Below are 15,757 nucleotides of genomic sequence, written 5' to 3' on the forward strand. Positions count from 1 at the left end.
GCTTTGTTTCGGAACTACCCGAACTCTGTTTAAAAGTAGGGTGGGTAATCTGCTAAAGCTCACCATGTATTGTGTATAGAATTAACAGATGTATGCTTGATATTTACCTTATAGATGATATAGACGAACAGAGGTCTATATTGCAACACTTAATGAAGGACTGTCCATTTGGACAGCCTTGATGGTGTGGATAGAAGCGGAAACACCGACCTGACTTAGGTCGGTGTTTTTCTTAGAATAAGACAGCAAAAATCTTGAACGTAAGCATTACCCACTTAACTCGCTACGAAACTTTTCGAAATAGTCGGACGCCTGCAACAATCGACTCCCGTACCAGGAAAACACCTCTCCATCGACCAGCAGCACCCGCGCCGATGGGCAAATCTCCTGTAACTCAGCAATATGTTTCTCCCTAAACGGATAAGGTTCTGACGATAGAAAGATCAGATCGGGCCGGGCGTTTTGTAAATCCTGCGGTGTAACCGCCGGATAGCGAATTTTGTTGGCAAATGCATTGGTGAAACCCGCTGTGCTCAGCATGGCGTCAATAAACGTATCGCTGGCCGCTGCCATGTATGGTTTCCGCCAGATTAGATAAGCAACGGACAAACGCATAGGCAGGAGAGGGGGAAGCAGACGAGATTCGATCTGCTGAGCCATTTTTTCGGCTTCCCGGCTTTTTCCCACCAACGTTCCTACTTCCCGAATCATACTGATTGCATCGGGCACCGTTGTCATATCGGTAATATGTACAGCGTACTGTTGCTGAAGGGCTTCGATCTGCTCGCGGGTATTTTCCTCTTTATTGGCAAGAATAAAATCAGGCTCCAGCGCCTGAATTTTGTCGAGATCGAGCGTCTTGGTACCACCAACTACGGCTTTGGTTTTCACCTGTTCCACCGGATGAATACAGAATTTGGTGACGCCAATAATTTCATCATTCAGGCCAAGCTCGAAGAGCAATTCTGTTTGAGATGGGACGACAGAAACGATGCGTTTAGGGTTCATAAATGAGACGTTCAGCAAGCGAAAAAGGTAACTCAGCGGCTGTTTCACAGCTTTTAAGAAACTTTTGAAGAGGAATTGAAATTTTTGTGCAACGTTTACTCAATGAATCCTTCATTCACCATGAGACAATCAATTTTCACCTTTCTTGCCGTCGGTTTATGCGTTACGACGCTGTACGGCCAAACGCCAGCTTCGGGTAAAATCACCTACGAAGGTATGCGTCAGTTTGACCGCTCACAAATGCGGATGGTTATTAACGGACAGGAAGTTCGGCCTGGTAGCGCGGGGGCTCCTGATGCGCCCGAAGGCATGCCCGAGGTTATTTCGTTCACCCAGAAACTGGTGTTTGCCGGAACAATGGCTAAAGAAGAACGCGACAGGCCGCAGAATATGATGATGCGCCGAACAATGGGCGACGGGCCATCGGATGGCTCGGGCGGAAACCGCGAGGGGAGACCCCGAACGATGCGGATGACTCCCCCCTTCGAACAACGAACCTACCTTGATCTGGCTAACCGCCAGCGCATTGATGTGCTGATGGTGAAGAAGGATACAGTGGTGACGGATACGTACCGTTCCGAAAAGCCCATGCCAACCGCCACCGACTGGACGACAGCCGATAAAACGAAAAAAATTGCGGGCTACACCTGCCACAAGGCAACGGCTAGCCGTCGGAAAGAAACGTACACCATCTGGTACACAACGGATTTGCCGTTCACCTATTCGCCCGTTGCCGATTTAACGCCCCCCAAAGGCGTTGTGCTGCAAATCGAATCGGATACCGAATCATATAAAGCAACGGGAGTCTCGATGGAAGCTATTGCCGAGGCCAGTGTACAGCCACCTAAAGGGGCTAAAACCGTTTCGAGTGAAGAAATGGAAGAAATACGCCGAAAAGGTATGGCCGATTTCCGGCAAAAAATGATGCAGAACATGCCCATGCGGAGCCAAAACTAAGTTTGTATTGAATAATGTATACAGGAAAACGTATAATGAAAAATGATAAACTTACTGAATTTGAAGCAATTAACTCGATTCTTGTTGATCGTTCTTCATTGTACATTATTTATTAGCTTTAAATCCTTCGCCCAGTCGCCAGGTACAATCAGCGGGCAGGTAGTGGACTCACTGACCCGGAAACCGCTCCTTGAAGCTTCGGTTTCACTTTTATCGGCAAAGGACTCCTCGTTGGTGAGTTTTGGTATTACAGATGGAGAAGGACGTTTCTCGTTCCCGAAAATAGCCGAGGGACAGTACCGCGTATTGGTTACGTATGTGGGGTACCGGAGCCGCGTCCGCCGGGTTTCGGTAACCAAAACCGACCCCTCGTCAAATGTTGGGGCCATTGACCTGGTCGCTCAGTCGCAAACGTTAACCGAAGTGTCCGTGCAGGGCGAACGAGCTCCCATCGCTGTAAAAGGGGATACACTGGAATTTAACGCCGGTTCGTTCAAAACCCGCCCCAATGCGCAGGTAGAGGACTTGCTGAAGAAACTGCCCGGCGTAGAAGTTGACCGGGATGGCAACGTGAAAGCGCAGGGTCAGGCCATTACGAAAGTGCTGGTGGATGGCAAACCTTTCTTCGGCAATGATCCCAAAATGGCGACCCGAAACCTCCCCGCCGACATCATCGACAAGGTACAACTCTTTGACCAGGCTTCGGAACAATCGGCTTTTTCGGGGGTGGACGACGGCGACCGGGAAAAAACGATCAATATCACGACCAAGAAAGACAAACGGAAAGGCTCATTTGGTCAGCAGACCATTGGTGCCGGGCCAAAACCGGGCGACGATGCAAGATACTCGGGTCGGGTGAGCTTCAACCGGTTTAACAACGGCCGACAGATTTCCATGCTGGGCATGGCCAACAATGTGAACCAACAGGGTTTTACGGCCTCGGATTTGGGTCTTGGGAATAACTTTGGCGGAGCCGGACAAGGGCAGGGCGGTGGCGGAGGCAGTAACGTGGTACGCGGTGGCGCCGGTGGCGGCAGCGGGAATGGTGCCGGTCAGGTGGGGAGCAATGCGATCACCCAATCGTGGGCAGCCGGTATTAACTACCGCGACGGCTGGGGCAAAAAGATTGATGTGGTTAGCAGCTACAACGCCAGTAATACCAACACCCTCACTAACCAGCAAAGTCACCGGGAAAACGTGATTCCGAGCGGCACTGCCGGTACGGTGATTACGCGCCCCGATGCTGGCTTTATCCGCGACCAGACTAACGGTTCTGACAATACCAATACCAACCAAAGGGCCAACCTGCGGCTCGATTATCGCGTCGATTCGATGACAACGATCCGGGTTATTCCGAATTTGTCGTGGCAAAATTCGACGTATAGCAACCAGAGCCAGGCCCGAACGATTACCAACGAAGGCGTGCTGGCCAATTCGAGCCTAACCAATTATAACTCAACCGGTAGTGGCTTTAACGGCAATAACTCACTGCTGCTTTTGCGCAAATTCCAGAAAAAAGGCCGGAGCTTTTCCGTAAACTGGAACATCGCGTTCAATAACCAGGACAACGAAGGAATCAACAAATCGGTCAACCAATTCAACGGCTCGTCGACCAGCCTGACGTCGGGTATTATAACAAAAGATACCCTAACAGGCATTATTACGCAGACCATTAATCAGCGGAACAATCAGCAAACGCATTCGATGACCAACACCATCAATGTGAGTTATACGGAGCCGTTGTCTATGCGCCAGACCCTTGAATTTCATTACAACCTGTCTGATAACCATAATACGTCGAACCGGGCGGTGAATGATTTTAATGGGCTGACGAACCAGTACGATCAGTTGAATACATTCCTGAGCAACAATTTTGTGAACGACTACGTAACCAATCGCGGTGGATTGACGTGGCAAACCCGGCGGTTGAAGTATACCTACGCATTCGGGCTGGATGCGCAACAGGCGAGCCTCAACTCCGATAACCTAAGCCGGGAAACGAACCTGAATCGCACGTTTTCGAACTTGTTGCCCAATGCCTTGCTGACCTACAATTTTGCCAAAAGTCGGCGGCTCCGGTTCAACTACCGAACTCGTATCAATGCGCCGTCGGTGAACCAGTTGCAACCGGTAGCCAATAACACGAACCCGCTTAACATTCAGTTAGGTAACGCTAATTTGCAGCCGGAATATAGCCACACGCTGTCGTTGAACTACAACCAGTTTGATGCTGCTACGTTTAGGAATATGTTCCTCTTTCTGAACGCCAGCCGAACGGATAACAAAATCGTCAACTCAACGGTATTCGACAGATCAGGTGCGCAGACTACCATACCCGTCAATACCAATGGCTATTACACGGTGAACGGATCGTTGGTCTTCGGTCGGCCGCTTAAATTAGGTGCGCAGAAAACCAACCTGAACCTTTCGACAAACATGACTTTCAACCAGGGGACGAGCTTCATCAACAACCAGTCTAACCAGGCGAAAAACTGGCTGATTGGTCAGGGGGTTGGCCTGAGTTCGAACTTTACGGAGAAACTGGACTTGAACCTGTCGGGGAACATCAACTGGCAATCGGCCAAGTACTCACTGCAACCCCAGCAGAACACCACCTTCCTGAATCAGACGGTTACGCTCGATGTCTACTATCAATTGCCGCTGAAGTTTACCTTCTCTACGAACGTTTACTTCAATCATTACGGTGGCAACTCGGCTAACTTTAACCAGTCGTATACACTCTGGAACGCTACGCTGGCCCGCCAGTTGTTCAAGCAAAATCAGGGAGAACTGCGCTTCCAGGCATTCGATTTGCTGAACCAGAACCAGAGTATCGTCCGAAATGTGACTGATACGTATACGGAGGAAGTTCGGAGCAGGGTGCTGAACCGGTACTTCATGGTCAGCTTCGTGTATAATCTGCGCCGGTTTAGTGCGGGCGTTACCGCGCCACGTGATCCGTTCCAAGAGCGGAATGGGGGAGGCCAGCGCGGACAGGGGGGAGGCTTCCGCCGGAATAATGGCTAACAAAATACATGAACACAGCGACACAAAGATTAATCTCTGTGTCGCTGTGTTCATGCCTCTTACTTTATATACCGAAAATCTTCGCCACCTTTCAGTGCAAGGAGCGTTTCGTACATCAACTTAATTACGTTCTGTACGTCGTCCATATGCACCGTTTCGACGGTGGTGTGCATGTACTTAAGCGGAAGCGAAATAAGGGCCGAGGCAATGCCTTCTGTCGCGTAGGCAAAAGCATCTGTATCTGTACCTGTCGAACGGCTCACAGCCTGCCGCTGAAACTCAATTCCCTGTTGTTCGGCCACGCCGATCATGAAATCGAGTACGTTATTTTGTACGGCCGGGCCGTAACATAATACGGGGCCACCGCCACATTTTAGATCACCCTGTTCTTTTTTGTCGTATTTGGGCGACTGCGTATCGTGGGTTACATCGGTACAAATAGCCAGATCGGGCTTGAGCCGCCGGGCAATCATCTCCGCCCCTCGCAGACCAATTTCTTCCTGAACCGCGTTGACGATGTACAATGTAAACGGCAGGGTGATGTCGTTTTCCTTTAAAAGCCGGGCTACTTCGGCGATCATGAACCCACCCATGCGGTTATCCAGAGCCCGGCCAACGTAATAGCGGCCGTTCAACTCCATCAATCCGTCGGTAAAGGTGCAGACGGTACCAACGTGAATACCCATGTCCAGCACTTCCTGTTTGGTGGAGGCCCCCACGTCAATGAACAGGTCTGTAACTTTGGGGGCCGTATCTTTCGCCAGATCGCGAACGTGGATAGCGGGCCAGCCAAATACACCTTCAACTACGCCTTTTTTCGTGTGAAGGTTAACCCGCATGGATGGCGCAATGAGGGCATCGGAGCCCCCGTTTCGGCGTACGAACAGGTAGCCATCGTCAGAAATGTAATTCACAAACCAGGAAATCTCGTCGGAGTGGGCTTCAATAACGACTTTATAGTCTTTACCCGGTCCTATAACGCCTACAGCCGTGCCATAGGTGTCGACAATGTACTCGTCGGTATAGGGTTTGAGGTAATCCAGCCAAATCTGCTGCCCCGACGATTCGAAGCCGGTGGGGGAGGCATTGTTTAAATACTTGTAGAGGAAACTTTTACTTTGTTCGTTCATTACGGAGTTTAATTAGGATAAGAGCAAGGCCAAAATAGGCACGCCCTTCTCGTAAAGTAAAGGGAAAAAATATCAAAACCCAATCCGCTCACGCTTCTGCTCAACGCCCATTGAGCGAAGAACTTCCATGGCGATCCGGTCGTCGTATTTGCGTTTCCAGTAGTCGGCTTCCAGCCGGAGCTTGTCCAGTTCCAGCTGTTGTTTTTCGACTACCAGTCGAAGTGTTTCCAGTTCATGACTGACCAGTTCCTCGGATTTTTCCTCCACAACCTGCGCAGAAACAACGTCGTCGGTGAGCAGGGCGAGGGGCGAAATAGCCAAAACGTTCGCTATTTGGGTCAGCCGGGAGAGGGTCAGGTCAGTTTTGCCGCGTTCAATATCGCCGTAGGCCGTTGTGGACAGATTGAGTAAATCGGCCATGTTTTCCTGCGATAAACCGCGCTGTAGCCGTTGTAGGCGTATTTTTTCGGCCGGGCCACGATTGGAGATAGTGCTCATATCAAGTAACAACGATAAAATCTAAACCAAAACTGACAGTGTTTTTCGTGATGATAACGCAATTTTGTAACGAAACAATTCTCGAACTTACACCAAGCGTTCTTGGTTTTCAAATCAAGAAGTAAACCCAATTATGAATTACGAAAAAGAATTCCGCAATTTCGCCGTGCATCACATGGGTCTTAACGGCCTGACGGTGGACGGTTACGTGAAGCACACTGTCCAGAATCATAGCGTTGAAAACATGACCCGTTCGGTCATTGAAGAGCGCCCCATGAACTTCCGCGAAGTAGACGTGTTCTCGCGCCTTATGGCCGACCGCATTATTTTTATGGGTCTGCCCGTTGACGACAACATCGCTAACATCATTGTGGCCCAGCTGCTCTTCCTGGAGTCGGCTGATCCTAAAAAGGATATCCTGATGTACCTGAACAGCCCTGGTGGTTCTGTCTACGCCGGTTTAGGTATCTACGACACCATGCAGTATGTGCGGCCGGATGTGGCTACCGTTTGCACCAGCCTGGCTGCGTCGATGGGTGCTGTATTGCTGGCTGGTGGTGCCGCTGGCAAGCGTTCGGCGTTGCCACATGCCCGTGTCATGATTCACCAGCCATCGGGCGGTGCGCAGGGACAGTCGGTCGATATTGAAATCACTGCTCGGGAAATCGTGAAGCTGCGTGTTGAATTATATGAAATTCTGGCGCACCACTCCGGCAAAAGTGTTGAGGAGATCGAGAAAGATTCGGACCGCGACAAATGGATGCGGGCTGAAGAGGCTAAAGAATACGGCCTGATTGATGAGGTTCTGCGCCGGGAGAAGTAATTCCGGCCCTATCGTTTAAGAAGCTATCGTTTGTATGTGGTTACCGGATACTATCTGTGGCCGCTGCGAACGATAGCTTTTTTAGTTTATCACTTCTGTTTGTTGTTGCCAGAAATGACTGTACACCTGTCCGTTAGTTAATAACTCGGAATGTACGCCTTCTTCTATAACGGCTCCATTTCTGAGCACAACAATTTTATCAGCTGTACGAACGGTACTGAGTCGGTGGGCAATCAGGATAATGGTTTTCCCGGCCTCCCGTAACCGCTGAATGGTGCGCTGTACGTACTGCTCGGAGCCCGAATCGAGGGCTGATGTGGCTTCATCCAGAATCAAAACTTCCGGATTTCGATATAAAGCGCGGGCGATGGCGAGCCGTTGCTTTTGGCCACCGGAGAGCATAGCTCCGTTTTCGCCGAGGTAGGTGTGGAAACCGTTCGGTAATTTCTCGATGAAGTCGGTAATGCCTACTTGAGCACAAAGGTCCACAATACGCTGTATATCGGGCAGGGCTTCACCAACGGCAATATTGTCAATGACATTACCCGCAAATAAATCAAGTTTTTGTGGGACAACGCTTACGATCCGGCGCAGACTGTTGAGGTCAATATGTTGTATGTCGTATGCGCCTAGGTATATGCTCCCTTTCTGTAACGGATATAAACCCTGTAGTAGAGACAGTAAGGTTGACTTCCCCGAACCGCTCTCACCCACCACAGCGGTAATTTTGCCGACGGGTATAGTTAGTGTGAGGTCGTCAAAAACAGTGGTCCGGGTGCCGTACCGAAACGCTACGTTCCTGAACTGGATATCGCCAACCATATCTGGCCGGAGTAGAACTTTGTTTTCGGTCGCTTCCCGGTCCAAATCCATGATTTCGAACAGTCGGTCGGCGGCAATGAGTGCGTCCTGAATGGTACGGTTTGCGCCAATCAGGCTGGAAGCCGGGCCGGTAAAATACCCAATAAGGGCATAGAATGATAACAATTCGCCGGGCGTTATCTGGCGTTGAAGCACGAAATAGCCACCAACCCAAAGCAAAATAATCGTAAATAAGCGGGTTACCAGTTCAGATGCCGAGCCGAGGTAAATACTACGCTGGCCCGACGCAAAGATCGTTTGCAGAACCTGTACAAAGCGGGTTTCTGTTTTGTCACCGGCAAACTCCTCCAGCCCAAACCGTTTGATAGTGCTTACGGCGTTGAGCGATTCGACCAGTTGGGTTTCAAGATCGGCTGCATTTTCCATTAACTGGCGTTGATACCGGCGGTTGATGCGGTTGGCCAGCCAGTAAAGCCCGACATATAAGGGCACCACCAGCAACATTACCAGCGCCAGTTTCCAGTAATAGGTGAACATCAGCCCAAACGAAAACAGGATGATCAGGACGTTGACAATCAGACCCAGCGCCGTATCGTTGATGAACGCCCGAATCTTGACGGCGTCGTTAATACGGGAGATGATTTCGCCCACGCGCATCGTGTCAAAAAACGACTGCGGAAGTTTCAGCAGGTGCTTGTAGTATCCCAAAATCAGGGCTGCGTCCATGCGCTGGCCGGTTTTGAGGTTAAACAGGCTTTTGGTGGTGCCAATGAATAGTTGCAGCAGCAGTGCGACGACCATCACGACACTGAGCAGGTTCAACAGGTTCTGGTTGGCATCGGGTAGTACGTTGTCAATAATTTTCTGTACGTAAATCGACGTAGTCAGGCCCAGAAGGGTATAGACAACGGCACCCACCAGGGCCTGAATCAAAATAGCCCGATGAGGACGTACCAGTTGCCAGAATCGTTGCGTAACGGAGGTTCTCTGATTTACCTGCTGAAAGCCGTCGTCGGGTAGCAGGAGCACCAGTACCCCCGTCCATTCGGCTTTAAAGGTAGCCAGGGGTTTACGGTGCATCCGGCCATCGCCGGGGTCCATTACCTCGACATAGTTACGGGTAACGCGGTAAATGACGACGTAGTGGTGTAAGGTGCCACGTACAATAACATGCGCAATGGCTGGTAATGGTATTTTGGTCAGGCTTTCGAGCGGGTCGGCATTCGTGCCGGCTTTTACCCCTTTGGCCTGAAACCCCATTTGTTTAGCTGCTTCAATCAATCCAAGTACGTTGGTGCCTTTTTGATCGGTACTGGCTAGCTGCCGGATACGGGCCACGGGCATCAGTAGCCGGTAATGAGCAGCGATTGATGCCAGGCAGGCCGCCCCACAATCGGTAATGTCGCGTTGTTTGATCTGAATACGTTTCATACCCGTGTAGGGTTTAGCCAGTCGTCGGCTTTGTCGTAAAGTAGTTGAAAAAGCGACCGCCGGGTTACGGTGAAACGAGCCTGCACAGTCATCCCTTTTTTGAGTTGACCCCGGTAACCGTTGGGCAATTGCAGAAAGGATTGGTTGAGTTGACAGCGTACTTTAAACGCCGGTTGTTGCTTGTCGAGCAGCGAAAAATCATTGGCTACGTCAATTACCTTCCCGTCTACCATTCCCCACTGGTTGTAGTCGAACGCTTCGACCTGAAAGCGGGTCGATTGCTCTGCCCGCAGTAAACCAATGTCTTTGGGCGGTACGTAGCATTCGACAATCAGCGTAGAGTCGGGTGAGACAATCCCCAACACCTCGCCAGCCTGTACAACGCTTCCTGCATAACGTCCTGTCAATTGACTGACGGTGCCGCCAACGGGGGCTTTAAGGGTATATAGCGCCTGTTCCTGCCGAAGTTGCCGTTCCTGAGCCTTTAATTCTGTAAGAGTAAGCCGGTACTGGGCCAGTGCCTGCTGCCACTCGACCCGTTGCCGTTCGACCTGGGTCTGGTGCTGCGCCACGGCCGATTGCCAGGTAAATTCTTTGTCTTCATGTTCATTGCGGGCAATAACCTTATCGTCCAGAAGTTTCTGGCTGATTTCCAGTTCCCGCTGTCGTTTGGCCTTCGTTTGCTGGTTTTCCCGGTTCAGAAACCGAAGCTGTTCGTACTGTTGTCGATAAAGAGGAGAGTTAAGCCCCTGTTCCGTAGCCGCATCCGGCGTTGTCGTAAGGTACTCCTGGGATAGGCTGGTTAATTTTTCCAGATCGTGAATGTAGGCCAGCTTTTCGCCTTGTTGCAGGGTCAGCAGGTGAAGTTTGGTGTCGAGCATGTCGCTCTGTAGCCGCAGCAACGGTTGTCCGGCTTTAACGGTTTGCCCTTCGTGCACATACAAAACAGCCACATTCCCGCTCATTTGGGCTTTCACCTCTGAGCGTTCGGCCACGGGCCGTACCAGTCCACCCGCCCGCACCGATACATCAACATAGATAAACGGCAATGCCGCCACCGCACCCAGTACCGACAATAGAATAGTCGTGTAAATGAGTTGCGAGCGGGTGGAGATGGTAGGGAGATAGGTCAGGGTGTCCATAACCTCTAACGGGAATGACTATTTATTGAAGAAGAGGATTTGGTAAGTCTCTCAGTAGCATAATTAAATCCCCATTTGAAGCATTTAGTCGCCAGAAATAAACAGATTAACCCTCTTAAAATAGCCATAATAGGTTTGTGCATTTCTTAATGTTAAAAAATATGGTTTAAAGTGAAAATTCTTAGATTTAGAATGAAATGAATAAAAATGATAGTTGTGTTGGCTACTGATACATTAAACTGGTTTTTTGTTGCTAAATAAACGTGTGAAAAATATAGGCCTATTCCAAATGCAAATAGAAAATAATTTATATCAAATAAATGCCACACCCCAAAGGAAAAAGCAGATAATAAACCTACAAGTATTCGATTATTACTTATACTTGATATTAGTTCAATTATTGCATATTGGAAAAGTAGAGTTTCTATTATTGGTGCCCAAAATAGAGTTTCATAGGCTTCTTCACTAATAGTATCAAAAGAGTGATAGCTAACTTTTACGTTCGGATGAAAAATATCAAAAAATATTTTGGCTAGAATGTAATGAATTAACATGGCAATGCCACCATAATAAATCATTGATTTGATTATGGCATTCTTCTTAGGATTTAGTCTCATAATTTTCCTGAAAATGGCGTCGATGAGTTTGTGTGAAATAATGGCAAGCTTTTATCAACTTGCCATTATTTGAGAAATTTATTTACCAAATCCAGTTTCTCTGCGATACTGGTCATATAAGTGTGCCCCCTCTCCCCAATGTGTGAATATTGAGTGGAAAAATTGACCAACTATATAACCAACTTGGCAGCCCTGACATTTTACGTCTTGACCGCCATTTACCAAGTACAAATCATTAATTTCTAACTCTGCAAATTCGTTATTAAATAAGGAAGTTGAATAAGTTTCCATAGGTTTCATTACATTATTGATTTAATTATTTCTTATGACAACAATCATTTGGTTGGTTAAAAAGGCCATTTAGAAAGCCTCCAATAAAACCGTATGTGAAATCTTTTAGGTACTCTTTAACCCCTTCTTTAATACCCTCAAGAAAGGGATTAGGCTGGCTAGTTCCGCCATTAAACAGAAGGGCTTCATCAAAAGTCATTTCGTCAAAGCCACCTGCGCTAAGTTGTAACGTATTCATGATAAAGAAATGGTTTAAGATCTCCCAATCGCTCATCTGGTCATCACCGCCCGGACCGGCGTGCCTCTCTGTGATTGGTTGAGGCAAAATTGATAAGCCGAAGTAGGGCATCCTATTCAAAAATGAATCAGTTAATTCAATTCTGAATAACTTTATTCAAATTTGAATAAGGTACAATAAAGAATTTTCAAAATCACATGTATCCTAAGGAAAATTTTTCGTTACTTAGTAGCTCTAGATATACACACAGTCAACCTTTATGCCCTTCAATCACATAAAACTCCGGCGCTTACGGGAGCTCTTCGGCTACTCACAGGCAGCTGTAGCTTATTCATTAAACGTAGCACAGGCTACCTATCATCGGTTAGAGTCTGGAAAATCAAAGCTTGATGCTGATCAGTTGGAAGCAGTCACCCGTTTGTATGGTATTACTGTAGAGGAAATGCTGACGTACGACTCCACGCAGCTGCTTCAATTGGTGGTAACACGTGAGGCTTTCATGAAACTTAGCCATGAGCAGTCGTAAGGGAATGCCAGTGAAGTAAACCGCTTGGGGTTTCCCGTTGCCATATCATTACTTGCCACTTGATAAATCTGTAGTTAACTTTACACACTTGTGTTAGGCTCAGGCTCGCCTGAGTCATTTTTTTTATCGAAATTAGCCTAACAAAGTCTTTTCGTATACTGTTAAAAAGAAACCTGGATAGCAGATAGCTATAATCTTATTATCTGATAAACCCCCAGCCATTTTACTCTGCAACCGTTCATGCCACAAATTAGTTGCTCGTTCTGTGGACGACGCAAAAACGAAGTAATGATGCTCCTTTCGGGCATCGATGCACACATCTGTAACTACTGTATTGAGCAGGGACATCAGGTGGTGCTTGAAGAAATGCGCCCCAAAAAGAGCGAACCCACGGAGTTAAATATCAACCTGATAAAGCCGATTGATATGAAGCGGCACCTCGACCAGTACGTTATTGGTCAGGATGAAGCGAAAAAGTCGATTACGGTGGCGGTTTACAATCATTACAAGCGCTTGATGCAGCCCAAAACCAATGATGATGTGACGATCGAAAAATCGAATATCATCATGGTGGGCGAAACCGGTACGGGTAAAACCTATCTGGCCCGATCCATCGCTAAAATTCTGGAAGTCCCTTTCTGCATTGCCGATGCCACCGTAATTACCGAAGCCGGATACGTAGGCGAAGATGTGGAAACGATTCTGACGCGCCTGTTGCAGGCCGCCGATTATAATGTCGAAGCGGCCGAACGAGGTATTGTGTACATTGATGAGATCGATAAAATAGCCCGTAAGTCAGACAACCCCAGCATCACCCGCGATGTGAGTGGCGAAGGCGTTCAACAAGCATTGCTGAAACTGCTCGAAGGCTCGGTTGTAAACGTGCCCCCTCAGGGCGGACGCAAACACCCCGATCAGCGCCTGATAGCGCTCAATACTGAGAATATCCTGTTCATTTGTGGGGGCGCTTTTGACGGTATCGAGCGACATATTACCAAGCGGATAAACACCCGGCCCATTGGCTTCTCCGGAGACCGTCGGTTGAATGATACGTTTGAGCGGGGGCATTTGATGCGGTATATCTCCGCCCTCGATTTGAAATCCTTTGGTTTGATTCCGGAGCTTATTGGCCGCTTACCGGTATTGACTCACCTCGAACCGCTTGATCGAGACGCGCTGATGCAGATTTTGACGGAACCCAAAAACGCCATTACCAAACAATACAACAAACTATTCCAGATGGAGGGTATTACCCTGCACTGGGACGCCAGTGCGCTGAATTATATTGTCGATCAGGCATTGCAGTACGGCCTTGGGGCCCGCGGTTTACGCTCAATCTGTGAATCCATCATTACAGATGCAATGTTTGAGATGCCTTCTCAAACGGGTGTGAAAGAGCTAACCGTTAGTCTGGAATATGCGCGTGAAAAGTTCGGCAAATCCAGCACCTATCAACTTCGATCCGTAGCCTAATTTGGATAATATTTTCTTAAACGAAAGGGCCCGCCTTCATTTTTGAAGGCGGGCCCTTTCGTTTAAGAAAATATTTTTTACACTCAGTTTTATTGATCTATTAAATATATAGAATAAAAATAATATCAATTAGGGGTTGAATGTTTTTGGAATTACTTCATTCTGAAGAGGAAGGCTAGTTGATTATTGTGTTTATATTCAGATTGTTACTTGCTCGTTTGGCGTGTAAAGGGTATTGACTTTAGAGATCGGGGAAATTTGGTTAATTCTTGTCATGGTTAACCTTTGGAATAAGTGCATATAGTCATGTTGTTTTTAATCTGCTATACAAAATCATTTTTTTATTCTGTACGCTAACAAATGAATAGCGTTCTAGTTCATCAGGGTGATAACTCAAACGTTCACTTTTAAATCATACACTATGCGTATGTTTTCCAAATACCTTTTCACTGCGCTTTTAGGCACCGCTATTTTTTCATCCTGTAGCCGTCCCGTAGCCTATTTTCAGCCAAGCGCCCGTGAGCACTACACAACAGCTTCATCAACTGCTACACCCGTAGTCTCTTCAAAAAAAGAAACGTCTGCACCTGTTGAGGCAACGGTTCCCCTTGCTGTAACGACACCCGCCGAACAGGTTGCTCAAACTAACACCGCAATCGATCAGGTGGATGCGCTGGTGCGGAACGATAGCAAATTAAGTGCTGACAAAACGGTTCAGAAACGTCTAAACCGGGTTCGCACATTGTTGGCTTCTACGTCGGCAAAAGCAACGGCCACTCCAGAAGTCGCTAGTGCGCCGAAAAAAATGAATCTGATGGAGCGGATGATGCTCAAGAAGATGAACAAAAAAATCAGCAAACAACTGGCCCCAGCTAATCCTGACCAAACCATGTCGAGCCGGGGTACACTAGCTGCGGGTGCTGTGCTGGTTATTATCGGGTTGCTGCTGCTGGTGCTAACCTCGGGTACGGCATCGACAATTGGTCTGGTGGCGGTTCTGGTCGGCGCGGTGATTTTGCTGATTGGGTTATTGTAACTGCCCCGCAGCAACAGCCAAAATTTTTATCAATCTCTTAACAAACGATCACAGTTGAAGTTGTTAGGAATGTTATTTCAATCATTCATTTTTAAACCATACGTTATGAACACGTTGTCTAAGCATCTTTTTGCTGCTCTTTTAGGTACAGCTATTTTATCATCCTGCAGCCGCCCGGTGGCTTATTTCCAACCAAGTGCCCGTGAAAGTTTCAAGTCAGCCCAACCCGAAGTAGCTGTGGCCTCTACACCCGTTGACGGTGCTCAGCCAGTAGCCGAGGTATCGCCCGTAGGCGTTTCTATAGCAGCTCCCGCTACATCGACTGATGAGCAACTTGCACAAACCAAAGAGGCCGTAAAGCAGGTCGACGCTTACGTTCGGAATGATAATAAACTGGCCTCGAATAAAAAGCTGGCAAAGCGTATGGAGCGGTTAAACGAGATGTTGGCAACGACTACGACAAAAGCAACCGTCGCCACGAAGATGGCTTCGACTAAAAAGATGTCCCTGATGGAGCGCACTATGCTCAAGAAAATGGACAAAAAGATCAAAAATCATGTTGCGCCCGACCAAACAAAAGCGATGAACAGCAACGTACGACTGGGTATCATTATTGGTATTGTCGGCTTGCTGTTGCTCATCTTGGGCGGTGGCAGCGTACTTGGTGTGATCGGCGGTATCGGTTTTGTGGTTGGTCTGGTGCTGGTTTTGCTGGGCGTCATCAATTCATAAGTAGTT

General features: G+C 48.1%; 15 protein-coding genes. 7 read left to right on the top strand and 8 right to left on the bottom strand.

Annotated elements, in window-relative coordinates:
• Positions 1-267: 267 nt before the first annotated feature.
• Positions 268-1,008 carry a helical backbone metal receptor gene (locus NT073_RS10900; protein ID WP_297372902.1) on the bottom strand — a complete coding sequence of 247 codons (741 nt, stop codon included), beginning with the start codon at positions 1,006-1,008 and terminating at the stop codon, positions 268-270.
• 120 nt (positions 1,009-1,128) lie between these two features.
• Between NT073_RS10900 and NT073_RS10905 the strand changes: the two genes are divergently transcribed.
• Positions 1,129-1,965 (top strand): GLPGLI family protein, encoded by an 837-nt coding sequence (locus NT073_RS10905; RefSeq protein WP_297372904.1) that lies wholly within the window; start codon positions 1,129-1,131, stop codon positions 1,963-1,965.
• A 42-nt stretch (positions 1,966-2,007) separates the two neighbouring features.
• Positions 2,008-4,992, top strand: coding sequence for an outer membrane beta-barrel family protein (locus NT073_RS10910; protein ID WP_297372906.1), 2,985 nt, complete (start codon positions 2,008-2,010; stop codon positions 4,990-4,992).
• 59 nt (positions 4,993-5,051) lie between these two features.
• Here NT073_RS10910 and NT073_RS10915 read toward each other — a convergent pair whose 3' ends face one another.
• Positions 5,052-6,122, bottom strand: coding sequence for a M42 family metallopeptidase (locus NT073_RS10915; RefSeq protein WP_297372908.1), 1,071 nt, complete (start codon positions 6,120-6,122; stop codon positions 5,052-5,054).
• A 72-nt stretch (positions 6,123-6,194) separates the two neighbouring features.
• Positions 6,195-6,620 (bottom strand): helix-turn-helix transcriptional regulator, encoded by a 426-nt coding sequence (locus NT073_RS10920; RefSeq protein ID WP_297372910.1) that lies wholly within the window; start codon positions 6,618-6,620, stop codon positions 6,195-6,197.
• A gap of 133 nt (positions 6,621-6,753) precedes the next feature.
• Here NT073_RS10920 and NT073_RS10925 point away from each other — a divergent pair, with 133 nt between their 5' ends.
• Complete coding sequence (locus tag NT073_RS10925; protein WP_297372912.1) at positions 6,754-7,443, top strand: ATP-dependent Clp protease proteolytic subunit; 690 nt, start codon at positions 6,754-6,756, stop codon at positions 7,441-7,443.
• Positions 7,444-7,524: 81 nt separating this feature from the next.
• Here NT073_RS10925 and NT073_RS10930 read toward each other — a convergent pair whose 3' ends face one another.
• From NT073_RS10930 to NT073_RS10950, 5 genes are all read right to left on the bottom strand, one after another.
• Entirely contained in the window at positions 7,525-9,696 is a 2,172-nt protein-coding gene (locus NT073_RS10930; RefSeq protein WP_297372914.1) for a peptidase domain-containing ABC transporter, read from the bottom strand.
• Positions 9,693-10,838, bottom strand: coding sequence for an HlyD family efflux transporter periplasmic adaptor subunit (locus tag NT073_RS10935; RefSeq protein ID WP_297372916.1), 1,146 nt, complete (start codon positions 10,836-10,838; stop codon positions 9,693-9,695). Before NT073_RS10935 ends, NT073_RS10930 begins: the two co-directional genes overlap by 4 nt.
• 152 nt (positions 10,839-10,990) lie before the next feature.
• Positions 10,991-11,455: a CPBP family intramembrane glutamic endopeptidase gene (locus NT073_RS10940; RefSeq protein ID WP_297372918.1), complete on the bottom strand. Its 465-nt coding sequence runs from the start codon at positions 11,453-11,455 to the stop codon at positions 10,991-10,993.
• A gap of 78 nt (positions 11,456-11,533) precedes the next feature.
• Positions 11,534-11,755 carry a hypothetical protein gene (locus NT073_RS10945; protein ID WP_297372920.1) on the bottom strand — a complete coding sequence of 74 codons (222 nt, stop codon included), beginning with the start codon at positions 11,753-11,755 and terminating at the stop codon, positions 11,534-11,536.
• Between the two features lie 16 nt (positions 11,756-11,771).
• Positions 11,772-11,984, bottom strand: a complete 213-nt coding sequence (locus NT073_RS10950) for a hypothetical protein (RefSeq protein WP_297372922.1) — start codon at positions 11,982-11,984, stop codon at positions 11,772-11,774.
• A 259-nt stretch (positions 11,985-12,243) separates the two neighbouring features.
• On the opposite strand from NT073_RS10950, the gene NT073_RS10955 reads away from it, so the two are divergent.
• The 4 genes from NT073_RS10955 (at position 12,244) to NT073_RS10970 (ending at position 15,751) form a co-directional block, all read left to right on the top strand.
• Entirely contained in the window at positions 12,244-12,510 is a 267-nt protein-coding gene (locus NT073_RS10955; RefSeq protein WP_297372924.1) for a helix-turn-helix transcriptional regulator, read from the top strand.
• A gap of 240 nt (positions 12,511-12,750) precedes the next feature.
• A complete protein-coding gene (gene clpX, locus NT073_RS10960) occupies positions 12,751-13,983 on the top strand; it encodes an ATP-dependent Clp protease ATP-binding subunit ClpX (protein WP_297372925.1) in 1,233 nt (410 codons plus the stop codon).
• A gap of 421 nt (positions 13,984-14,404) precedes the next feature.
• Positions 14,405-15,019 carry a hypothetical protein gene (locus NT073_RS10965; protein ID WP_297372927.1) on the top strand — a complete coding sequence of 205 codons (615 nt, stop codon included), beginning with the start codon at positions 14,405-14,407 and terminating at the stop codon, positions 15,017-15,019.
• A 105-nt stretch (positions 15,020-15,124) separates the two neighbouring features.
• A complete protein-coding gene (locus tag NT073_RS10970) occupies positions 15,125-15,751 on the top strand; it encodes a hypothetical protein (RefSeq protein WP_297372929.1) in 627 nt (208 codons plus the stop codon).
• The last annotated feature ends 6 nt before the right edge of the window (positions 15,752-15,757 follow it).

The organism is Spirosoma sp. (assembly GCF_026391055.1).
In the GTDB taxonomy this organism is placed as follows: Bacteria; Bacteroidota; Bacteroidia; order Cytophagales; family Spirosomataceae; genus Spirosoma.